This is a genomic window from Azospirillum thermophilum, from assembly GCF_003130795.1.
In the GTDB taxonomy this organism is placed as follows: domain Bacteria; phylum Pseudomonadota; class Alphaproteobacteria; order Azospirillales; family Azospirillaceae; genus Azospirillum; species Azospirillum thermophilum.
In genome coordinates this window covers 41,547-63,492 of the sequence record NZ_CP029358.1, presented here as the reverse complement: position 1 = coordinate 63,492, position 21,946 = coordinate 41,547, and the positions used below count along the sequence as shown (strand labels likewise).

Annotated in this window: 15 protein-coding genes and 1 pseudogene; 15 read left to right on the top strand and 1 reads right to left on the bottom strand. The window is 71.3% G+C overall.

From position 1 onward, the window contains the following. Positions 1–10: 10 nt before the first annotated feature. The 14 genes and pseudogenes from DEW08_RS28050 (at position 11) to DEW08_RS27985 (ending at position 20,229) form a co-directional block, all read left to right on the top strand. A complete protein-coding gene (locus tag DEW08_RS28050; RefSeq protein WP_109333612.1) occupies positions 11–4,198 on the top strand; it encodes a baseplate J/gp47 family protein in 4,188 nt (1,395 codons plus the stop codon). Further along, the gene (locus DEW08_RS28045) at positions 4,195–7,728 is read left to right on the top strand and encodes a glycoside hydrolase domain-containing protein (protein ID WP_109333610.1); all 3,534 of its coding nucleotides are present in this window, start codon (positions 4,195–4,197) and stop codon (positions 7,726–7,728) included. Before DEW08_RS28050 ends, DEW08_RS28045 begins: the two co-directional genes overlap by 4 nt. Then, on the top strand, positions 7,725–7,907 hold the full coding sequence (locus DEW08_RS28040) for a hypothetical protein (RefSeq protein WP_109333608.1): 183 nt from the start codon (positions 7,725–7,727) through the stop codon (positions 7,905–7,907). Before DEW08_RS28045 ends, DEW08_RS28040 begins: the two co-directional genes overlap by 4 nt. A 40-nt stretch (positions 7,908–7,947) precedes the next feature. After that, the gene (locus DEW08_RS28035; protein WP_109333606.1) at positions 7,948–8,814 is read left to right on the top strand and encodes a contractile injection system tape measure protein; all 867 of its coding nucleotides are present in this window, start codon (positions 7,948–7,950) and stop codon (positions 8,812–8,814) included. A 2-nt stretch (positions 8,815–8,816) separates the two neighbouring features. Beyond that, the gene (locus DEW08_RS28030) at positions 8,817–9,620 is read left to right on the top strand and encodes a contractile injection system tape measure protein (protein ID WP_109333604.1); all 804 of its coding nucleotides are present in this window, start codon (positions 8,817–8,819) and stop codon (positions 9,618–9,620) included. An 8-nt stretch (positions 9,621–9,628) separates the two neighbouring features. Then, positions 9,629–11,032, top strand: a complete 1,404-nt coding sequence (locus DEW08_RS28025; protein WP_109334130.1) for an ATP-binding protein — start codon at positions 9,629–9,631, stop codon at positions 11,030–11,032. 574 nt (positions 11,033–11,606) lie between these two features. Further along, positions 11,607–12,470, top strand: a pseudogene (gene aepX, locus DEW08_RS28020) (phosphoenolpyruvate mutase); the annotation flags it as partial. Positions 12,471–12,535: 65 nt separating this feature from the next. Continuing rightward, positions 12,536–13,636, top strand: coding sequence for a phosphonopyruvate decarboxylase (gene aepY / locus DEW08_RS28015; RefSeq protein WP_109333600.1), 1,101 nt, complete (start codon positions 12,536–12,538; stop codon positions 13,634–13,636). Between the two features lie 106 nt (positions 13,637–13,742). Beyond that, positions 13,743–14,966, top strand: a complete 1,224-nt coding sequence (locus DEW08_RS28010) for a pyridoxal phosphate-dependent aminotransferase (RefSeq protein ID WP_245987055.1) — start codon at positions 13,743–13,745, stop codon at positions 14,964–14,966. Positions 14,967–15,001: 35 nt separating this feature from the next. After that, the gene (locus tag DEW08_RS32965) at positions 15,002–16,741 is read left to right on the top strand and encodes an aminotransferase class V-fold PLP-dependent enzyme (protein WP_245987054.1); all 1,740 of its coding nucleotides are present in this window, start codon (positions 15,002–15,004) and stop codon (positions 16,739–16,741) included. After that, complete coding sequence (locus DEW08_RS32960; protein ID WP_245987053.1) at positions 16,714–17,004, top strand: hypothetical protein; 291 nt, start codon at positions 16,714–16,716, stop codon at positions 17,002–17,004. Before DEW08_RS32965 ends, DEW08_RS32960 begins: the two co-directional genes overlap by 28 nt. 13 nt (positions 17,005–17,017) lie before the next feature. Next, positions 17,018–18,082, top strand: a complete 1,065-nt coding sequence (locus tag DEW08_RS27995) for a GNAT family N-acetyltransferase (protein ID WP_109333598.1) — start codon at positions 17,018–17,020, stop codon at positions 18,080–18,082. 40 nt (positions 18,083–18,122) lie between these two features. Further along, complete coding sequence (locus DEW08_RS27990) at positions 18,123–18,962, top strand: hypothetical protein (protein WP_245987052.1); 840 nt, start codon at positions 18,123–18,125, stop codon at positions 18,960–18,962. Positions 18,963–19,017: 55 nt separating this feature from the next. Further along, complete coding sequence (locus DEW08_RS27985; RefSeq protein WP_109333594.1) at positions 19,018–20,229, top strand: pyridoxal phosphate-dependent aminotransferase; 1,212 nt, start codon at positions 19,018–19,020, stop codon at positions 20,227–20,229. A gap of 288 nt (positions 20,230–20,517) precedes the next feature. On the opposite strand, the gene DEW08_RS32955 is transcribed toward DEW08_RS27985, so the two are convergent. Then, on the bottom strand, positions 20,518–21,075 hold the full coding sequence (locus DEW08_RS32955) for a hypothetical protein (RefSeq protein WP_245987051.1): 558 nt from the start codon (positions 21,073–21,075) through the stop codon (positions 20,518–20,520). Between the two features lie 225 nt (positions 21,076–21,300). Here DEW08_RS32955 and DEW08_RS27975 point away from each other — a divergent pair, with 225 nt between their 5' ends. Continuing rightward, positions 21,301–21,945, top strand: coding sequence for a DUF47 domain-containing protein (locus DEW08_RS27975; protein WP_109333592.1), 645 nt, complete (start codon positions 21,301–21,303; stop codon positions 21,943–21,945). The last annotated feature ends 1 nt before the right edge of the window (position 21,946 follow it).

The window sequence follows — 21,946 nt, the reverse complement described above, 5'->3', positions numbered from 1 at the left end:
GGACCGAGCGATGATCGCCCGCGCCGACATGCTCGTCCTGAACGATCTGGCGACCAGCCAGAGCGACCGTCTGCTGGCGGCGCCGGCGCCACGGCGGGTGAAGGTCGACGGGCGCACGCTGCCGCAGCTCCTCAACTTCGCCGTGGAGTACGGGCGGCTGATCCGGTTCTACGATCTGGCCGACCTGCCGGACGGCGACTGGTCGGAATTCTTCTCGGGCAACCCCGGCATCGCGCTCGCCATGAAGCTCGGGCTGGACATCCGGAACGTCGAGGCCGAGTTCGACCGGCTGACCGCCGTCCTGCGCAGCGCCTCCAGCCTCGACGCGCAACGGCGGGCCGCCGACGCGCTGATCGCCGCCGTGCTGCGGCTGGTCCGGCTGGTCGAGGCCGACGCCGACTCCAGCTCCGTCGAAAGCACGCTCGGCGCCGCCATCGCGTCGCGGCACCGTGGCCAGCTCGCCGATCCGGCCCGGCGGCTGATCGCGCATCTCGGCGGCAACGCCGTGGAGCATGGACTGCGCCGCGCCTGGAGCGGAACGGCCAGGGGCTGGGACGGCGAACTGGCGGAGGTTCTCGGCGACCTGGCCGAGGCGTTGCTGAGCGTGATCGAGCAGGATCGCGCCACCGACTCCGCCCGGTTCCAGGACGCGATGCAGGCGGACGGCCACGCGCCCCAGGCGGCGCTCTACAACGCGTTCGTCACGCTGTTCCGCCACGCCCAGGATACCGTCAACGATTTCCCGTCGCGGCTGGTGCGCTTCTACGACGAGCAGGTGCTGCGCCAGCACAGCCGCGTCGGCAGCCCCGACCAGGTATACCTGGCATTCTCCCCGGCCAAGGGCGTCACCCTGACCTCCGTGCCCAAGGGCACCGTCTTCCCGGCGGGCACCGACGCGAACGGCACGGCCATCCGGTACACGCTCGACCAGGCCGTGTCCGTGGGCAACACCGCCGTAACCGGCCTGCGGACGCTGGGCGTGACGCGGACGCCGCTCCAGCCCGCGGCGGACCGCTCCGCCATGCCGCCGGCGGATCAGGTGCTGAGCGGCGTCGCCGCGCTGTCCGACCAGCCGCCGCTGATCGCCAGGCCGTTTCCCCTGTTCGGCGCGGAACGGACGGCCCCCGGCAGCACGCTGGACACCACCACCGCCAGCCTCGGCTTCGCGCTGGCCAGCCCGACCCTGATGCTGACCGGCGGCGGGCGGACCGTGACCCTCGGCCTGACCTTCACGCAGGCCACGCTGGACGCCGCCATCGCGGTGCTGGAGCCGCTTTGCGACGATCCGCTGGACGCCCTCGCGCTGGTCCTGAACGCCGGCTTCACGCTGCGCTACACCACCACCGGCGGCTGGGCGCCCGTCAAGGGATATGCGGTGCAGCCGCCGGCCGACGCCACGGGGGCCTTCACGCTGTCCTTCTCGCTGGCCGCCGACGCCGCCCCCTTCGTCGCGCCGGCGCGCCCGCCGGAGGCCGAGAGCACCCCACCGCCCCCTGGCGCGGCGTCCGACGACGGGCTGCCGGTTCTGGCCGGGGACCTGGTCCAGGAGCTGGTGACGGTCGGCCAGCCGCCGTCATCGGTGACGCTGTACCCCTACGGCGTGCTGAGCGGGCTCGCGCTGTCCGGACTGTCGATCGGCGTGACGGTGGACGGTCTCACCGACCTGACTCTGACGACGCCGAACGGCGCCGCCTCCGCCTCGCAGCCGTTCCCGCCCTTCGGTTCGCCGCCGGTGCAGGGCGCCGCGTTGGACGTCGCCGCACAAGAGCTTTTCGTCAAGACGCTCGGCCATCTTTCGATGCGGATCGGCTGGTACGGTCTGCCGGTCGCCTCGACCGGCTTCTACGGCTACTACTACGCCTACGTCATCGATGCCGACGGGGTGAAGCAGCCGCCCGGCAAGCTCTTCGACAACCGGTCGTTCCGGGCCTCCCTGACGGTGGTGAACCCCGGTCTGTGGACGATCGGCCAGGACAAGACCCCGGACAAGACCCAGACCCAGAGCGCGCCGGACTACCTGTTCCGCACGGTGGCGGATGACCGGACGGCCGACGGCACCGGATCCGACGACACCGGATCCGGCGACGCCGGCGCGCAGGACCCCGCGCCCGCCCCGCAAGGCCGGCTGGTGCCGGCGACGACGCTGACGGCGCCCGCCCTCGCTCCCGCGACCCCGCCCACCTACTACGACCCCGCGTCCAGCGTCCTGCGCCTCGCCCTGACGGCGCCGGACTACGCGTTCGGCAACACGCTCTACGCCGCCAACACCATGGCCGCTTCGGTCGAGCTGACCGCGGCGGCGGCGGCATGTGCCCAGAGATGCAGCCGCCCCGGCCTGTCGCTGGCGGCGATGCTGGACTCGCTGCTTGCCACCGTCGGGCAGGCCCCCGACAAGACCGTCCAGCAGGACGTGGCGACGGCGCTGCAATCCCTGCTGCCGCAGATGGCCGCCACCGGTGTGACCGCCGCCCAGGATGCGATCTCGAACAGCGGCGCTCCGCCCGCCCGGCAGGCCGACTGGCGGAGCAGCCTGTCGGCCGCGCTCAACCAGCCGGCGGAGGACAAGACCGGCAAGCGCCGTTCCACCGCTCCGGCGCCCGATGCCACGGCGACGCTCGGCCGGCTCTCCGCCTGGATCGCCGGCAACGGTGCCGCCCTCGGCCCCGGCGCGCAGCCGGATCTGGGGCTGGCGCGGACGATGGCCGCCGACGGCGGCATGCTGGCCGCGACCGCGGAGACGGCGCAGGGGCAGCCGACGGCGGAGGCGCGCCAGACGATGGCCGCCGCGGTGCAGAAGACGCAGGCCGACCTGCAGGCCGCCGAAACGGGCCGCGCGAACGGCTGCCTGGAGCGCTGCATGCAGGGCCAGCCGCAGAACGGCTTTCCCAACCAGCCCTGGCTGCCGCAGATGGCGAGCCTGAGCGTTTCCTACGACGCCGCCAGCGCGCTGCCCGGCGATCAGGCCAGCCGCTACTTCCACCTGATGCCGTTCGACGAGGTCGCGGCGGTGGACTGGCCGCCGGGCAAAGCGGTGCCGCTGCTGGCCCCGATTGCGGCGGCGGGCGAGCTCCGGATCGAACTGGCGGAGCCGATCACCGAGCTCGCGCTGCTGTTCACCCTGGCGCCCAGCCGGGCCGGCTGGCCGGAGGCGGTACCGCCGGTCACCTGGTCGCAGGGGACGGGCGGAGCCTGGACGCCGCTGACTCCGCTGCGCGACGGCACCAACGGGCTGCGCAACTCGGGGATCGTCACCTTCGAACTGCCGGACATGCCGGCCGACGCCGCACCCACCGCGCCGGTGCCCGGTTCCGCTCCCAAGCTGTGGCTGCGTGCCTCCGTGGCCGCCGATCCGGACGCCTTCCCGCTGCTGGCCGACCTCGTCGCGAACGCCGCCACCGCGAGCTGGAGCGGACCCGGCGGCGCGCCGTCACTGGGCACCCCCCTGAAGGCCGGCACGATCACCGCCGGGGCCGACCCGCTGCCCGGCGTCGCCACCGTCGCACAGCCCCTGCCGTCCTTCGGCGGCCGGCCGGAGGCAACGGACCGGAGCTTCGAGATGTGGATGGCGGAGCGGCTGCGCCACAAGGGCTTCGGCATCCAGTCCTGGGATTATGCGCGGCTCGCCCTGTCGGAGTTTCCGGCGCTGTGGCAAGCCGCCGTGGTTCCGGCCTCCGATGGCGACGGAACGCCGGCACCCGGCCGGGTCTGGGTCGTCGCGGTGCCGGGACCGACCACCCCGGGCATTGCCGACCCGAGCATGCCGGCCTGCGACTCCGCCACGCTCGGCCGGATCCGCGACATGCTGGCGGCACGCATCAGCCCCTTCATCCGGCTCAGCGTCACCAGCCCGCCTTACCAGCGCATGAAGGTGACGGCCAAGCTGGTGTTCAGCGACGACGACACCGCCGAGGCCAGCGCCCGGCGCCTGAACGACGAGCTGGTCCGCTTCCTGTCGCCGTGGCCGGATCCGGCGCCGGCGCCGCGGCCGAGCGACTACTACACGGCCGACGCGGTCGCGCACTTCATCCGGAACCGGCCCTACGTGCTGGGCATCCTGTCGTTCGACTACGCCCCCGACCCGCCGCCGAAGACCCCCGGCTGGTGCTACCTGACCTCGGCGACGGAGCACGCCCTGAGCGGCGAGACGGCACCGTCGCCCGCGCGCCGCCGCCTCGCAGCGGCCGAGGGCCGGCCATGAGCCGCCCGACCAGGAGCCGCGACACCGGCACCATACCGCGCGCCCTGCCGGACGCTTCAGGCCTCAGCTACACGGAGCTGCGCGCCGAAGGCACGCGGCTGGTGCAGGCGATGTCGGGCCGGATCTGGACCGACTACAACTACTCGGACCCCGGCGTCACCATCCTCGAGCAGCTCTGCTACGCGCTGACCGAGCTGTCGTTCCGCGCCGACGCCCCGGTGGCCGACCTGCTCGGCGCGCCGGACACCGGCACGCTGTCGCTGTGGCGCCACGCCCTCTACCCGGCGCGCGCCATCATGCCGGTGAACCCCGTCACCGTCGCCGACCTGCGCCGGCTGATCATCGACCGGGTGCCGGGCGTCGGCAACGCCTGGTTCACGCCGTGCCCGCCGGACGGCACGAAGGGTGTCTCCGGCCTCTACCGGATCACGCTGCTGGTGCCCGCGCAGGACCCGTGCTGTGCCGGCGGCAACGCCCGCCTGCACGCCATCCTGCGCCGCGCGCGGGCCACCTACGCCGCTCACCGCGCCCTGTGCGAGGATGTCGAGAGCATCGCCATCCTGAAGCCGCTGCCCACCGTGGTGGAGGCCGACGTGCAGCTCGACGGGGAGGCCGACCCAAGCGCCGTGATGGCGCGGCTGCTGTTCGCCCTCGGACTGCACCTGGCGCCGGAGCCCGAGCGCGAGTCCCTGGACGCGCAGCGCGCCGCCGGGCGGACGACGTCGGAGATCTTCACCGGCCCGCTGATGCTGCGCGGCTTCATCGGCGCCGACCAGCTGACGCCCTTCCCGGCCGTGGTTCCGGTCGACGAGCTGCTGCAGGTGACCGCCGAGACGGCGGGCGTGCTGTCGGTCTCCGGCCTGTCGGTACGGGTGGAGGGCGCCCCGAGGGCCTTCGCATCCGGCGACGTGATCGCGGTGCCCGACGGCCGCGTGCTGTGGCTGGCCGACACGCCGGGGGACGATGCCTTTCCCATCCGGCTGTGGCGCGGCACCATGCCGTGCCATCCGAATCCCGGCAAGGTCCGCCGGCGGCTCGACCGGCTGTGGGCGGCGCAGCGGCGCACCTACGACCTGTGGCCCGAATACGCCGGCCATTACGCGCCACCCCGGGGACGGCGGTGGAACCCGGCGGCCTACAACTCGGTGCAGGACCAGTTCCCGCAGGTGTACGGAATCGGCGGCTACGGACTGCCGTCCAACGCGACCGCGGTCCGGCGCGGCAGCGTCAAGCAGCTCAAGGGCTATCTGATGGTCTTCGACCAGCTCATGGCCAACTACTTCAGCCAGCTTGCCTTCCTGCGCCGGCTGTTCTCGGTCGAGGCGGGAGGGGATGCCACCTACGCCTACCAGTCGCTGGCGACCATCGTGCCGGACGCGAAGCCGTTGCTGGGCGCCGGCTACGAGGCCGGCCTGGCGCGGATCGTCGCGGCGGACGACCCGGTGGCCGCCCGGCAGTCGGATGTTCTGGACCTGCTGCTGTCGCTCTACGGGGAATCGCTGGCGGCGCCCGCCCACGCGGCCTGCTGCTCCGGCGCGTCGCCGACGGCGGCACTGCTGGACGCGAAGCGTGCGCTGCTCGCCCGTACCGTGCGTGCCACGCGCAACCGTGGACGCGGCGCCGACTACCAGCGGTCCCGGCCGGGCGACGAGACCGCCGGGCTGGAGGTCCGCGCCCGCATCGAGCTGGCGATGCTCCGGGCGTCGCTGGGAACCGACGGACCGCGGACGGTCACCGATCCGGACGACGCCGATTTCGGGCGCCGCCTGATGGAGACCGAGGCGGCGGCGGTGGAGCGCACGTTCCTGCCGGTCGTCGGCGGCGACGGCGACGACGAGGAGCCGGAGGGCGTCCCGCCACTGGTCGGCCGGCGCGTCGCCGCTGCGCTGTGGCCGGCGCTGGCCGATGCAGGGCGTTACCGCGTCGGGCTGCTGCATCGCCATGGCCCGGTCTGCCTGACCTGCCAGGACGCCGGCGGGGCGTGGTGGCTGCTCGGCGAACATCCCGGGGTCGTCGAGGCGATCGGGGCCGCCCACCGGCTGATCCGCGCCGCCGGAGGCCATCGCTCGCAGCTCACCATCGTCGAATGGACGCTGCTGCGCTACGCGCTCGACGAGCCTGCGCGCGACGGTGACGGCGGACAGGAACTTGGACGCCAGGCGCACCGGGATGACGGGGCCGGTTTCAGCTTCCGCGTCAGCGCCGTGCTGGCCGTCCATGAGGACGAGCGCCGGGCCGCCGGCTGGCGCAGCGGCGCCGAGGCCATTCTGCGCACGAATGTTCCGGCCCACATCGTGCTCGACTGCCTGTTCCTCGGGCACCACCGCTTGCGCCGGTTCCACAAGCTCCACAGCGCCTGGGCCGAGGCGTTGCGCTCCGGCACTCCGGCGCGCCGGACGGAAGCGAGCCGGCGGCTGGCGCATTTCCTGGACAAGGCGTCGCACCGCCCCGCGCCACCGCAACCGTCGCCGGCACCGGCGCCGCCAGCACACACTCCGACACCGACGCCGACACCGACGCCGACACCGGCGCCCCCGGCGCCCTCCCCGACTCCGGCGCCCCTTCCGACGCAGCCCCCGGCGCCAACTCCAGGCCCGACGCCACCCCCGATCCCGATGCCCGTGCCGCCCCCATCCCCGACGCAGGCACCGATACCGGCACTGGCACCGACACCGACACCGACACCGACACCGACACCGACACCGACACCGACACCGACACCGAAGGGGACCCGGAAACGCCGCTGGTGGCAATTCTGGCGTTCGCCGGCCCCGGACACCGCCGCGCCGGACCGGCCACCGGCGACACCGGAACCGACCCCGGCCGCTTCCGACCGCCGCTCCGCGTCGCTGGCGGGCCGGGTGGTCGCGGCACCTCCGGGCGCGACGGGGTTCGACACCGACACGGCGCTCACCGCCGGCACCGCACAGGCCTTCGCCGCGGCCGGATTCCAGTTCGCCATACGCTATCTGACGCGCGACGCGGTGCAGGCGAGCGGCGACCTGACGACCGCCGAGGCCGAGGACATCCTGCAGGCCGGGTTGGCGCTGATGGCCGTGCAGCACGTGGCGCCGGCCGGCTGGACGCCCAGCGGGGCGCTCGGCCGCCGGAACGGCCTGTACGCGGCGATCAACGCGCGCCGGATCGGCCTGCCGTCCGGCATGACCCTGTGGCTCGACCTGGAAGGCGTGGCCGCAGGCACGCCGGCCGACCAGGTCGTCGATTACTGCAACACCTGGTTCGGCACCGTGACCGCCGCCGGCTACGGCGCCGGCCTGTATGTCGGCGCCAACTGCGGCCTGACCGGCGAGCAGCTCGCCACGACGCGGATGCTGTATTTCTGGCGCTCCGGCAGCACCGTCCCGGACATCCCCGGACGCGGCTACTGCCTTGTGCAGACGATCACCGCGGACACCGTGCTCGACGGTGTCGCCTACGACGACGACAGCGTGCGGGCGGACCAGTCGGGCGGCACGCCCTTCTGGCTGACCCGGACGCCCGCCGCCCAGCCCGAGGAGGACAGCCGATGACCGACCATGCGATGCAGCGGCGCGCCGACGCGCGGCCGACGTCCGAGGCGTGGCACGTGGTGCAGCAGGCGCAGGGACGGGTGCGGCAGACCGTGGCGACCGGCGATGGCATCCCGGTGAACGACGACGCCGGCCTCGAGCGCGTGGCCGAGGTCATGGGGGCGAAGGCGATGCGATGACGCCGCGATCCGCCTTGCCACGCTTCGGGAACCGGTCCTCTTGCCCTCCTCCACACACCACGTCAGGCGCCTGACCGTCGACTGCGCCGTGTCCGACCTCGACACCGCGCTGGCGTTGCGCGCGCGCGTCGAGGATCTGGCGCGGGCGCAGATGCCGCCGATCCTGGAGCGCGTGTTCGACGCCCTGGTGCCGGCCGACCGCCACCTGCGCCTCGACCGGCTCGACCTCGACCTCGGCGTCATCCCGGCCAGCCGGCTGGAACAGGACCTGCCCGCCGCGCTGGAACGGGCGCTGGGCGCGGCCCTGGCCGACGCCGTCGCCGCTGCCTCGCACGCACCCGACCGGACAAGGCGGTTCATGACGCCGGGCGAGGCTCTGCTCGACCGTTTCGACGCCTATCTGGCCACCGGGGCGTCGCCGCCCGGCGGCGACGCCTTCGATCCCGCCGCGCAGTTGCGCCTCCTGCTGGCCGAGCAGCCGGCGGCGCTCGTGGCGCTGCTGCACCGCCGCGCCTCCGACCGCCACGCGCTGGAGCGGCTGGTGCTGCAGGCCGGCGCGGCGGAGCTGCGCACCCTTCTGGCGCGGCTGGTCCCCGCCGACGCCACGGTCGTCCTCGCCTATCTGGCCGAGCTCCTGCGACTGCACCGCGCCGCGCCGGCGCTGCCGGTCTCCGGGTCGGCGCTGGAACGGCGGCTGTGGCTGCTGACGCTGGATTACCTGCTGCGCGATGCGGGAACCCGCTTCAACCGCCGGGTCTATCTGCGGTTCCTGGTGGCCGGCGCCGCGCTGGCCGAAGGCGTTCCCTACGGTGGGCTGCTGCTGGCCCTGCGCGCCGCGGCGACGCGGACGCGGCGGCGCCCGACCGCCGCGGCGGCGCCCGCCGGCTGGCCTGGGCGCGGCTGCTGACGGTGCTGGCCGGGCCGCGGGCATCGACACTGCGCGCCGGCGCCGGCCGGCTGGTCGCCGGGTTCGGCGGCGATGGGCCGGGGGGCGATGGGCCGGGGGGCGATGGGCCGGGCGCTCGTGGGAACCCGGACGCCGACCCGGCGACGGCGGCCCGCGTGCTTGCACGGGCGCGCGACCTGGCCCGTGACGGCGGCTATGCCGGGCTGTCCGTCTTGCTGCAGCCGCGCCAGCCGCGCCGCCAACCGCGGAGCCCCGGCCGCAGCCGCAACCGCATGGACGACGCCGAGACGGGCGAGCCGCTGTATGTCGACAACGCCGGGCTGATCCTGTTCAATCCCTTCCTGCCGCTCTTCCTGGAGCGGCTCGGGCTGCTGGCTCCCGACGAGGACGGCGTGCCCCGGGTTACCGGGACCGAGGCGGCTTCGCGCGCCGTCCATCTCATGCAGTACCTGGTCGACGGGCGCTGCGACCGGCCCGAGCCGCAGCTCGTCCTGAACAAGCTGCTCTGCGGGCTTGCCCCCTCGGAGCCTGTCCTGCGGGCGATCGAGCCGGACGAGGCGGACCGCGCCGTCTGCGACGGGGTGATCCAGGCGGTCATCGACAACTGGACGATCATCCGCAACACCTCGCCGGCCGGCCTGCGCGAGACGTTCCTGCAGCGCGAGGGGCGGCTGCAGCGGGACGCCGATCGCTGGACCCTGCAGATCCAGAGGAAGACGGTCGACATCCTGGCCGATCAGATCCCCTGGAACCGCTCCGTCGTCTATCACCGCTGGATGACGGCGCCGATCCACGTGGTTTGGTGAGCACGACCATGACACGCCGCCCGGAACACCCTGCGCAACCGCCCGTCACCGCCCCGGCGGCCGCGATCGAACGGGAACTCGCCTGGTTCGAGGAGGTGGTGCGCCACCGCTTCGCCCTGTACTTCGGTGAAACCGGCGACGAGACCAGCGGCGAGGCGGGCGGCGAGGCGGGCGGATGGCCGGCTCCCCCCGACCAGGACGGCGACGGCAGCCCCTTCGCCGGGGAGCTGCGCCGCCTCGACCCGACGCCGGCCGAGCGGCTGGTGCTGATGCTGGCGCTGGCACCCCATCTGGCCCCGGAGGTGCTCGACCCGTTCCTCCTGCAGAACCAGGCGACCGGGCGGCGGTTCAGCGAGTTCGGCGGTCTGATCGGGCAGTCGCACAACGGTTTCCTGCCGACGGTCGAGACCGCGCTGTTCCTGCTGGCCGGTTCGGACCGCGCGGCGCGCATCGCGGCGCGGTCGCTGTTCGCGCCCGGCCACCGGCTGGTGCGGCAGGGGCTTCTGACCATCGGGCACCGCCATCCGGAGGAACCGCCGGGGGCGGCGGCGCTCGGGCTGTCGCGCGACCAGTTGGAACGGATGCTGACCGGCGCCGCCTACGTCTGGCCATCCGGCGAAGGCTTCCCGGCCGAGCGGATCGGCACGCCGCTCACCTGGGACGACCTGGTGCTCGACGGCGCCACCCGCCGGCAGATCGCGCTGATCGACAGCTGGATCCACCATTCCCATACCCTGCTGCACGGCTGGGGACTGGCGCAGCGCCTCAAGCCCGGCTACCGCTGCCTGTTCTACGGCCCCCCTGGTACCGGCAAGACCCTGACCGCCTGCCTGCTCGGCAAGCACCACGACCTGCCGGTCTACCGCGTCGACCTGTCGCGGGTGATGTCGAAGTGGGTCGGCGAGACCGAGAAGAACCTGGCCGGGCTGTTCGACCGGGCGCAGCACCACAACTGGATCCTGTTCTTCGACGAGGCGGAGGCGCTGTTCGGCAAGCGCACGGACGCGCAGTCGGCCAACGACCGGGCCGCGAACCAGCAGATCGCCTACCTGCTGCAGCGGCTGGAGGACTTTCCCGGCGTCGTCATCCTGGCGACCAACCAGCGCGGCCACATGGACGAGGCGTTCGCCCGCCGCTTCCAGTCCTCCATCCTCTTCCCGATGCCGGACCGCGACTCACGCCGGGCGCTGTGGGAAGGGATGTTCCGCACCCCCGGCATCCCGCTGGCCGCCGGCATCGACTTCCAGTCCCTGGCCGACCAGCACGAGTTGGCCGGCGGGGCGATCGTCAACGTCCTGCGGCACGCCTGCCTGCTCGCGGTGGAGCGCGACCCGCCCTGCGTGCAGCTTGCGGACATCATGAGCGGCATCCGCCAGGAACTGCGCAAGGAGGGTCATTTCTTCAACCGCTGACGGTCCGGCCGGGCCGCCCCGGCGCCCGGCGCCACGCCCAGGAACGTGACCCCGCGGCAGGCCTGCGACTTCGACGGGCCTGCCTTTGAAACAGGTGTCAAACGGCTCCCAGCCGCCGAAGGATGCTGGGCTTTGCCCGGTCTTTGCCGCAGCCGAACTCTGCAACGGCATCCATCCGCGCACATACAATAATATTATCGCACGCACGCTATAGTGTGATAAAGATACTCCCAAGATCAGACACCGGCGTATACTTTGATTTATAATGTTTAGGTGTCTAAGTATTGGTTGAAAAAATGACGTTGACATGAACGTTCATTAAGCGATTATTGTTTACACAGAGGCACGCAGACTGTTCCACGTGGCGCTGTCGATCAGCAGCTTGCTGCTGTTACCCACGATGAAAGTCCGCGCAAGATCTGAAAATCCAGCGCGCACGCTCTCATTGACGGGTGCAGATGGGGCTCACGTCCTGAACGCTCAAGAGTCCGTGTCATGACGATGTGAAAGCAGACCCCTGCTGGCCGACCCGGGATTCATTACAAGAAATTATAAAATTTCGAGAGGACGCCCTATGAAGAAAACGGAAAATCTCAGACGAATATTAACCTGTGACGACTTGTCGTTCATCATGGAAGCGCACAGTGCCCTCAGCGCCAGGATCGCGGAAGAAAGCGGCTTTGAAGCGTTGTGGGCCTCCGGTCTTTCCATTTCGGCGTCGTTGGGTTTGTCGGACCGGAACGAGGCATCCTGGACCCAGGTTCTGGACATCGTCGAGTTCATGGCCGATCACACCAAGGTTCCGATACTGCTCGATGGTGATACGGGGTACGGGAACTTCAACAATGTGCGGCGCTTGGTTCGCAAACTTTCGCAGCGGGGAGTTGCCGGTGTCTGCCTGGAAGACAAGGTCTTCCCCAAGATGAATTCGTTCATCGGAGCGGAGCATGGCTTGGCAACGATCGGTGAGTTCTGTGGAAAGCTGCGCGCCGCCAAGGACAGCCGGCAGGACCCCGACTTCTGCATTGTCGCACGCGTCGAGGCCCTGATCAGCGGCTGCTCAATGGAAGAAGCACTCGCCCGTGCCGACGCGTACAGCGAGGCGGGCGCCGACGCCATCCTCATTCATTCCAAGAAGAGCGACGGCCAGGAGATCCTGGAATTCTGCAGACGGTGGAACCGCCGCTGTCCCATCGTCATCGTGCCGACGAAGTATTATAGGATCCCGACGAGTGTCTTCCGGGACGCCGGCGTCTCCTGCGTTATCTGGGCCAATCACAGCCTGCGCGCTTCGATCAGCGCCATACGGTCGATCACCCGCAAGATTCACCGGCAGCAGGCGGTCGCCGACGTCGAGCACGAGATCGCGTCCCTGGACGACGTCTTCTTCCTGACCAACGAGTTCGAGGTGCAGGAAGCCGAGCGGAAGTATCTCGCCTGCTGAGAACGCCTCCGCGCGTCCGGCACGCCTGGACGGCGCGGAAGGCCTGCCGAGAAAAGAACATGATCAAAGCAAGCGTCTTCGTCGATCAGCTGGTCGCGCAGGGCACGACCTGCTTCACCGGCGTTCCCTGCTCCTACCTGACCCCGTTGATCGACGAGGTGATCGGACGGGACGGGATCCGGTATGTGCCGGCCTCCAGCGAGGGCGATGCGGTGTCGATCGCCGCGGGCGTCTGGCTGGCGGGCGGGACCGCCGTCGTGCTCTGCCAGAACTCCGGCCTGGGCAACATGGTCAACCCGATCACGTCGCTGAACGACCCCTTCGGCATCCCGGTGTTGCTGCTGGTCACCTGGCGCGGCAGGCCCGGCGTGAAGGACGAGCCGCAGCACGCGCTGATGGGACGGATCACCCCGGACCTTCTGACGCTTCTGGGGCTGGACTGGGCGGTGCTGCCCGACGACGGGGACGGTGCCGCAGCCGCCCTCCGGACCGCCTGCGAGTCCATCCGCCGGACGCAGCGCCCCTACGCCCTGGTGGTCTCCGGCGACACCTTCGGCGCCGGGCCTCGGGACGCGTCCGTTCCCCCGACGACCGGCCGGCCAAGTCGCGAGGAGGTTCTTGCCGCATTCCTGGCGGTCGTGGACGAGGAGGCGGCGGTGATCGCGACGACCGGCAAGACCGGGCGCGAGCTGTTCACCCTGGCCGACCGCCCCGGACATCTCTACTGCGTCGGGTCGATGGGCTACGCCAGCTCCGTGGCCCACGGCGTCGCCCTGACCAGCCCGCGGCCCGTCTACGTGCTGGACGGCGACGGCGCGGCCATCATGCACCTGGGCAATTTCGCCAGCATCGGCGCCGAGGGGCCCCGCAACCTCGTCCACATCGTGCTGGACAACGGCTGCTACGATTCGACGGGCGGGCAGCCGACGGTGTCGTCCACGGTCGACTTCGTCGCGACGGCCCGCGGCCTGGGTTACCGCGACGCGCGGAGCTGCGGTTCGTGCGCCGAGTTCGCGGCCGCCCTGCGCGACGCCATGGTGCCCGGCCCGCGCCTGCTGCACGTGCCGGTCAGCGCCGGCTCGATGGCCCGCCTGGGCCGACCGACGGTCTCGCCCCACGACGCGGCGCGGCGCCTCCGTCGCTTCCTCACCCTTCCCTAGCCTGCCCGGCCTCTGGCCGGCCCGGGACACGGCGCCGGGACAGGGCGCCGGGGCCCGTGACGGCCTGACCGGCGCGCCGCCCCCTTCACACGTCGAGGACAGAACGATGCAGAGCAACCGCCGTCCCGCGCAGCACCCTCTCAACCCCACGCTGCTGGGCATGGACGTCTATGCCTCCAAGGCCATTTCGCTGCGCGCCAAGGCCGATCCCGACATCGCCAACCTGAGCTTCGGCGAGCCGGTGTTCGGTCCGCCGGAGCACTTGCTGGACGACATCGCCGCCGAGGATCTGTCGCGGACGGCCTTCCTCGACGCGGGCAAGCGCTACGAGGAGCCCCGTGGCAGCCTGGCGCTGCGGCAGGCCATCGCCGCGTGGTATCGCGACCGCTATGGGCTGGCCGTGGATCCGGAACGGGATATCATGGTCACGCACGGCGGCGTCGAGGCGATCACGCTGGCGCTGCTGGCCGTCACCGGGGAGCGCGACAAGGTCGCGGTCAGCGATCCCTCCTACATGCTGTACGCGCGCACCGTCCTCACGCTCGGCCGGCAGGCGTGCCGCATCGCCCGGCCGGCCGGCGGCGACGAGTACGCGGCCATGCTGGCCGACGGGGACCGGCTCGCCGGTGTCCGGGCGCTGATCGTCAACTCCCCGGAGAACCCGACCGGCTACGTCGCCAGCCTGGAGGATTGGGAGCGCATCGGCGCCCTCGCCGCGGCGAACGGCACCTGGATCATCCATGACGAAGTCTACGACGTGATGGACTTCGAACGGCCGCACCGTCCCGCCCGCACGGTTCCGCCGCTGGCCGACAACGCGATCCTGATCAACAGCTTCTCCAAGAAGTTCGGCCTGCCCGGCCTGCGGATCGGCTGGATGGTCGCCCCGCCCGCGGTCATCGACCTGGCCGCCAAGGCGCACGACTACCTCTACCTCGGGGTCAACATCCAGTACGAGCGCATCGCGCGGCGCCTGTTGGAGGACCCGCGGAAGGCCGAATGGCTGGCGGGCGTCACCCGCCTCGTGCAGGGCCGTTGCCTGACGGCGCTGAAGACGCTCGGCGCCGCGGCCGGCTATGCTTGGCCCAGGCAGCCGCTGGGCGCGATGTTTCTGTTCCCCGACGTCAGCGGTCTCCATCGCGCCATGCCGGCGCACTACCGCGCGTCGGGCGAGGCCATGGGCGACGCCGTGGCGCGCTACCTGCTGGAAGAACGCAAGGTCGCGGTCGTCCCGGGCTCGGTCTACGGCCGGCAAGGCGACAGCCACGTCCGCCTGGTGCTGTGCACCCAGGAGGACGTCTTCGATGCGGCCATGCGGCGCATGGCCTGAACGTCCCGACCGGATCCACGACCCGAGGAATTCCCATGGCGGCCCTACGTGAAGATTTTCGCCGGAACGGCTACGCGCATCTGCCGAGGGAGCAGGCGCGGATCGATCTGGCCCGTCTGGAGCGCGAATTCTCCGCCCTCGCGCGTCTGGCGGAGGACAAGCTCGCCGGGTCGCCGGAGGGCGAGGCGGCCTGCCGCGACAGCGGCCTGATCGTGGTGCCGGAATCCGGGGATCCACGGCAGCTCTGCCGCATCGAGTACATCGCCGGTGCCTCGCCCTACATCCGGACCGGCCTGGTCACCCGGCTGGCGGCGTGGATCGAGACCCTCGTCGGCGAGCCGGTGACGCTGTTCAAGGACAAGTGCAACGTCAAGAATCCCGGCGGCGGCGGCTTTCCCGCGCACCAGGACATCCCCGCCTATTACGGTTTCGGCACCCGCTACCATGTGACGGCCGCCGTGATGCTGGACCCTGCGCTGCCGTCGAACGGCGGGCTGGAGATGGCGCCGGGCCTGGAGGCCGCGCCGGAGGGCACGCAGGTCGAGGACACGCCGCGCGGTCCCCTGGCCGTCCTGCCCCATTACGCGGGCGGGCGGCGCAACGGCGACATCGTCGACGAGCTGTCCGCCCGGATGACATGGACCCCGGTCGAGGCCGCGGCGGGCGACGTGCTGTTCTTCGACTCGTACGTGCCGCACCGCTCGCACGCGAACCGGTCGGACGCCACGCGCCGCATCCTGTTCTTCACCTTCAATCTGGCGGGCGAGGGGAGCGGTACGAAGCATATTATCGGGCGAAGCGGGAAAATCCGGACAACCCGATCTTCCACGTCTCCACCCCCACGCTGCACAGCGGCCTGGACGCCGCCGCCACGGTCCGGCGGACGCTGGACGCCGGATCGAGGAACGGAGCGTGATGCGCCCCGCGCCCCGCCTGTTCACCCCCGGACCGCTCTGCACGTCGCCAGCGGTCCGGGCCGCCGCCGGCGTGGACCTCGGCTCGCGCACCCCGCGGCCGTCGCGCTGACCGCCCGGCTGCGGGCGATGATCGCCGCGGTCGCGGGCAGTGGCGACGCCTGCAGCGTCGTCCCCCTGCAGGGCAGCGGCACCTTCGCGGTGGAAGCCATGCTCTGTTCGGTGCCGGACGCCGAAGATCACCTGCTGATCGTCGAGAACGGCGCCTACAGCGCCCGCATGACCGAAATCTGCGCGGTGCACGGCATCCGGCACAGCGTCTTGCGTTGCGACCACACGCGCTCCTTCGACCTTGCGCGGGTCGAGGCCCGCCTGCTCGAACTCGGCGACGTCACCCACGTCGCCGCCGTGCATTTCGAGACCGCGCTTGGTGTCCTCAACGACATCGACGGCCTGGGCGCGCTGGCGGCCCGCCACGGCGCGCGGCTTCTGGTGGACGCCATCAGCACCTTCGGTGCGTTGCCGCTGGACGTCACGTCCGGCCGCCTGGCGGCGGTCGCGCTGTCCGCCAACAAGTGCCTGCACGGTCTGCCCGGCCTGTCCTTCGTCATCGCCGACCGCGCCACGCTGGCACGCCCGTCACGGCCGCGCACGCTGAGCCTGGACCTGCGGGCCCAGCACCGGAGCTTCGAAGCCGACGGGCAATGGCGCTTCACCCCGCCGCTCCAGGCGATGCTGGCGCTGGAGCAGGCCATTCGGGAGTACGAGGCGGCCGGGGACGGGAGGCCCGCTTCGGCCGTTACGCCGCTCTCGCCGACCGGCTGGTGCGCGGCATGGCGGCGCTCGGCTTCCTGCCGCTGATCGACCAGCCCCACCGGGCGCCGATCATCATCACCTTCGCGCCCCGGCCGGATGCCGCGTGCGACGCCGCGGCGCTCGCGGAGGCGCTGGCCGAGCGTGGGCTGGTGATCTACCCGAGCAAACACTGGCGCCGGGATTCCTTCCGGGTCGGCGTCATCGGCGCCATCGGCGAGGACGATATCGACGATCTGCTGGCCGCGATCGGAGATTACCGTGCCGCAGCCGGACAGGACAGGCACCGGGCCGTCCGGCACGAGACATGAGGACACTCATCCCATGCCCCTGACGATCACCCACCACGGGCGGATCGACGCCATCGACGCGGACGCCCTCGCCGGCCTGTGGGAGGACTGCGGGCGGCCGGCCTTCTATCACCCGGCTCTGCTGCTGGCCGCCGAGCGGCACCCGCTGCTTCCCCTGTCCGGCGCCCATTACCTGGCGGCGTGGGAAGGCGGGCGGCTGGACGCCTTGCTGATCGCCTACCAGCAGACCGCGCCCGATCCCTTCGGCACGCTGGCGAGGACCACGGGCATCGTCTTCGCCCCGCCGGAGGGCGGGTTGCTGGGGCACTTCGCCCATTGCTACGACAGCCGCATCCTGATGCGCCCGGGATCAGCGGCGGGGGAACCGCTGCTCCTGCGCCTGGAGGCGGTGGCGGCGGAGCTGGGGGTTCCCGGCTGCGGCATCACCAACCTGGCCGACCCGGAATCCCTGGCCGCCGCCGAACGCGCCGGGTACGCCGTCAACGTCATGCACGACCGCTTCATCATCGACCTCGGCCCCTACCGCGACTTCGACGACTACGTCGCGCACCTGCCGCGCCACGGTCGCCAGGAAATGAGACGCCAGCTGCGCAAGTTCGCGGCGGAGGGCGGCGGCACGGCCGTCCTCCGACCCGGCGACGCCGGCCTGGAGGACGCGGTCCGGCTCTGTCACCTGACCAGCGCCCGGAACGGCACGCCGCACTACTATCCGGTGGACAGCTTCACCCGCTTCCTCGAACTGTGCGGAGATCTCGTCAGCGTCGTCTCGGTGTGCATCGGCGACCGGCGGGCTGCGGCGGTCATCTGCCTGGACGAGCCGGGGCGCCTGCACATGTGGGCCGGCGGCGTCGTCTACGAGCATTCCGACTTCAGCCCATACACGCTGATGTTCGCGGCCTGCGTCCGGCATGCCTTCGCGAGCGGCGTCCGCTTCGTGGAGGCCGGCCGCACCAACCCGCGCATCAAGGAGCGGCTCGGCTGCGCACCCAAGCCCTTGTATTCGGCGCTGCGTTCGGCACCGTACCGCAGCCCGCAAGCCACGGAACCGAGGCCCGCCCATGCCGACCGCATCGACTGATCCTCTCGTGGCAGGCTCGCCGCTGGCCAGGGGGCACGCCATGACCCTGGCCTACATCGCCCTGACCGCGTCGTCGCAGGTGTTCCTCAACCATGTCGGCGGCGCAATACCCCCGGCCGTCGGGCTGTTCTACATGGCACTGGCGGCCAGCCTCGTCTTCAACCTCGCCGAACGCCGCAACGCCGCGCGCAACCACCGCAGCCTGCTGCGCCATTGGCGGAGCTACGCGGCGCTGTCGGTGGCGTTCGTGCTGAACTGGCTGTTTTCGTACCACAGCGTCACGCACGCTCCGGCGGACTTCTTCATCGCCGTGTTCTTCCTGTCGTCGGCGCTGTGCAGTTGCGTGGCGAAGCGGCGCCGGGCGAAGGCCGCCGTCACTGCCGCGGCGATCCTCGCCATGCGCCAGCTGTCGGGCGTCGGCTTCGAGCTGCTGGCGACCTCCATGCTCGCCGGCGTCGCGATGTACGTCTACTACGTCAGTTCGCTGCGCTTCAGCACGGACAGCGGCCTGGGGCCGGTGGCGGTGGTGTCGATGCGCTGTTATGCGCTGCTCGCGGGCTGCGCCGGCTTCCTCGCGGCCACCGGCACCGTCCATGAACTGGCGGTCGCGCCGCCCGTTGCCGTCGATCTGCTGATCCTGGTCATCGCCAACATGGTCCTGCCGTCCTTCCTGTCGCAGACCTGCCTGCAACTGGTGGGGGTGACGGCCTTCACCTTCATGAATTCGCTGATCCCCGTGCTGACCTTCGGCCTGCAGTCCGTCGTGGCGGACCGCTGGCAGGGCGGCATGCTGCTCGCGGTGATGATCGCCACGGCGGCGCTGAACTACGATGACCTGCTGCGCCACCTGCGCGCACGCGCGCGCGGCGACGCAGCGTGAGCGCCCCCGCCGCGCACAGGCCCCCTTTCCCGCGACCGCGCCCGGACCGCCCGCCATGCCCCGCATCAACAGCTACCTCGCCGCGGCCAGCCCCGTCTCCTCCAAGGCGATTTCCCAGGCCGCCAGGGAAGACCCGGCCATCCTCGACCTCAGCCTTGGCGAGCCCGACTTCGGCCCGCCGCCGCACCTGCTGGAGGCCATCCGCGACGAGGAGTTGCGGCTTGCGACCTTCCTCGACTCCGTGAAGCGCTACGAGCATTCGCGCGGCGCACCGGAACTCCGCCGGCTGGTGGCCGAGTGGTACCGGCGCAACGGCGGCCTGCATATCGATCCGGAGCGCGAGGTGATGATCACCCACGGCGGCATCGAGGCGCTGAACCTCGCCCTGCTCGCCGTGACGGATCCCGGCGACCGGGTGGCCGTGGCCGAACCGGCCTACACGCTGTACATGCGGTCGATCGCGGTGACCGGGCGGCGCGCCGTTCCGATGCCGCGCCCGGCCGGCGAGGACGAGTACGCCGCCGCGCTGGATGGCGGACCGCCGGCGGGGCTCCAGGCGCTCGTCGTCAACTCGCCGGAGAATCCGACCGGTTATGTGGCGAGCGAGGCGGACTGGCAGTCCATTGCCCGGTCGGCGGAGCGTGAGGACTTCTGGGTGATCCAGGACGAGGTCTACGACGTGATGGCCTTCGCCCGCCCGCACCGCACCGCCCGTTCGGTGCCGGGGCTGGAGCCTCGCGCCATCCTGATCAACAGCTGCTCGAAGAAGTTCGGCGTTCCCGGGCTGCGGATCGGCTGGCTGGTCGCCCCGCCGCCGGTCATCGACGCGGCGGCGAGGGTGCACGACTGCCTTTGCCTGGGTATCAACATCCTGGCCGAGCGGATCGCGATCCGTCTGCTCGGCGATCCGGAGATGGCGGCGTGGTTCGATACGCAGCGCGCGCTCCTGGCGGAACGCAACGCGCGCGCCATTGCGCGGCTCGATGCCGGGCTCGGCTACCGGTGGCCGCGCCGCCCGATGGGCGGCATGTTTCTGTTTCCCGACGTTCGGGACCTCCACGCCGCCCTCCCGGAGCGGCATCGGTCGCGGGATTCGAATGCTGGAACCGCCGTGGCGCACTACCTGCTTGAGGAACGGCAGGTCGCGACCGTCCCAGGCGCCGTCTACGGCCGGAACGCCCGCGATCACATACGGCTGGTGAACTGTGGCCCCGGCGGCGTCTTCGATGCCGCCGTCGACCGGCTTGCCCGGAGGGCCGACGGATGATCCCGGCCCTGGCCTCGCCGCCCGTTTCGAAGGCCTGGAGACAGACGCACTTATACGTCATCGATCGCCACAGCCACTTGGCTTTCTCAGATCAGCGTACGACGATTGACCGCGTACCGGGCATTGGCACGCAAAGCGTCTGCCTCCTCCACGGGTTCGATCCCGTTCAAATCCAGAAGCGCGCGGTCAGCACGCCACCCACTCTCAAAGATTGAATCGCGCCCGGTTTCCTGGAGGCACGATTTCCTGAGAAGCCAGGGTTGCCATGACGACGTCCCGTGGCCCCCGTCACGTCTTGATCAGCCCCGGCGTCCCCTGCGTCTGCGTCGGGGCGTTCGGGTCCGCCGGCGGGGTGGCGGGCGGAGTTGCCGGCTTGCCCGGGATCGCCGGCAGCTCCAGCGTGTCGAGCGCGCGCTTCAGGGCGTCGAGGCCGGCGCCGGCCTTGTCGCGCGTCTCGTTCATCGCGCGGGTTATGGCGCCGCACAGGGCGGCGCGGCGGGCGGGGTCGTTGCGGCTGGCCTCCAGCTCGCGGGCCACCTCGTCCGTCGACTTGTCGGCGCCGCGCTCGCCGGGGGCCTGCGGCGGCACCGTCTTGGGGTCGATGCCCAGCAGCGGCAGAAGATACTCCCTGCCCTTCTCGCGGGCGAGCGCGGTGGCCCGGTCGCCGAACTTCTCGGCGGTCGCCATGCCGGCGTCCCAGGTGCCGAGCACCGCCGACACCGTCGGGCTGCACTCCTGCGCCGGGGCGGGGGGCGGCGCCTTGTCCGCCGGTGTGTCCTGGGCGAAGGCCGCGGAGGACGCCGACAGCAGGGCGGCGGCGGTGAGGGCGCAAAGGATGGTCTTCATGGCGGTCGTCCCCGGGCAAGGCAGTGCTTCGCACATTTAGGGAGGCAGCCATGCGCTGTCCACCGCGCCCTTCTGTCGCGGCCGGACGATGCGAAAGACGCGGAAAAATGACGATATGGCGTCGTATTTGTTACCGGTCTGTGACGGAACCACGCTGCATCCCACGCGAACCCGTGCTATGAGCGTCGCCGTCCGTCTATCCGCATCCTCGCGAGAACCCGTCCCATGTTGCTGCGCGCTTTCCGTTCCCTGATGCCGAAGGAGGAACGCTTCGTCGACCATTTCCTCGCCCAGGCCCGCCACATCGCCGACGCGGCGAAGGCGCTGGACGCGGTCATGCAGGCGGATCCGGAGGAGCGGCCGGCCCGCATCGCGGCGCTGAAGCGGGTGGAGAAGGACGCCGACCGGGTGGCGAAGGAAGCCGGCCGCGGCCTGCACCGCGCCTTCATCACCCCGTTCGACCGCTCGGACATCCTGGCGCTGATCAACGCGCTGGACGACGCGATCGACCTGATGGACGAGGTGCCGCGCCACGCCGCCCTCTACGGCATCGAGTCGTTCGACGAGCCGATGCACCGCTTCGTCGTCCTGATCGGGCAGCAGGCGGAGCTGCTGGTGGAGCTGATGCCGCTGCTCGGCGCCATCGCCCGCAACGCCGAGCGGATCGGCCAGCTCTGCGGCCGCATCTCCGACATCGAGGACGAGGCCGACAACATCCTGCGCGAGGCCCTGCAGTCCCTGATCAAGGAGCGGCCGGAGATGATCGCCTTCCTCGGCCGCCGCGAGGTCTACGAGATGCTGGAGGCGGTGACCGACCGGTGCGACGACGTCGGGGACCTGGTCGAGGGCATCACGCTCGATCAGGTGTAAG

Bases quoted from the DNA above. Each gene is read 5' to 3' on its own strand.
- DEW08_RS32965 (WP_245987054.1), top strand. From the start codon at position 15,002: ATGGCGGCCCTACGTGAAGATTTTCGCCGGAACGGCTACGCGCATCTG.
- DEW08_RS28045 (WP_109333610.1), top strand. From the start codon at position 4,195: ATGAGCCGCCCGACCAGGAGCCGCGACACCGGCACCATACCGCGCGCC.
- DEW08_RS28010 (WP_245987055.1), top strand. From the start codon at position 13,743: ATGCAGAGCAACCGCCGTCCCGCGCAGCACCCTCTCAACCCCACGCTG.
- DEW08_RS32955 (WP_245987051.1), bottom strand. From the start codon at position 21,075: ATGAAGACCATCCTTTGCGCCCTCACCGCCGCCGCCCTGCTGTCGGCG.
- aepY (WP_109333600.1), top strand. From the start codon at position 12,536: ATGATCAAAGCAAGCGTCTTCGTCGATCAGCTGGTCGCGCAGGGCACG.
- DEW08_RS27985 (WP_109333594.1), top strand. From the start codon at position 19,018: ATGCCCCGCATCAACAGCTACCTCGCCGCGGCCAGCCCCGTCTCCTCC.
- DEW08_RS32960 (WP_245987053.1), top strand. From the start codon at position 16,714: ATGGCGGCGCTCGGCTTCCTGCCGCTGATCGACCAGCCCCACCGGGCG.
- DEW08_RS28040 (WP_109333608.1), top strand. From the start codon at position 7,725: ATGACCGACCATGCGATGCAGCGGCGCGCCGACGCGCGGCCGACGTCC.
- DEW08_RS28050 (WP_109333612.1), top strand. From the start codon at position 11: ATGATCGCCCGCGCCGACATGCTCGTCCTGAACGATCTGGCGACCAGC.
- DEW08_RS28025 (WP_109334130.1), top strand. From the start codon at position 9,629: ATGACACGCCGCCCGGAACACCCTGCGCAACCGCCCGTCACCGCCCCG.
- DEW08_RS27975 (WP_109333592.1), top strand. From the start codon at position 21,301: ATGTTGCTGCGCGCTTTCCGTTCCCTGATGCCGAAGGAGGAACGCTTC.
- DEW08_RS27990 (WP_245987052.1), top strand. From the start codon at position 18,123: ATGACCCTGGCCTACATCGCCCTGACCGCGTCGTCGCAGGTGTTCCTC.
- DEW08_RS27995 (WP_109333598.1), top strand. From the start codon at position 17,018: ATGCCCCTGACGATCACCCACCACGGGCGGATCGACGCCATCGACGCG.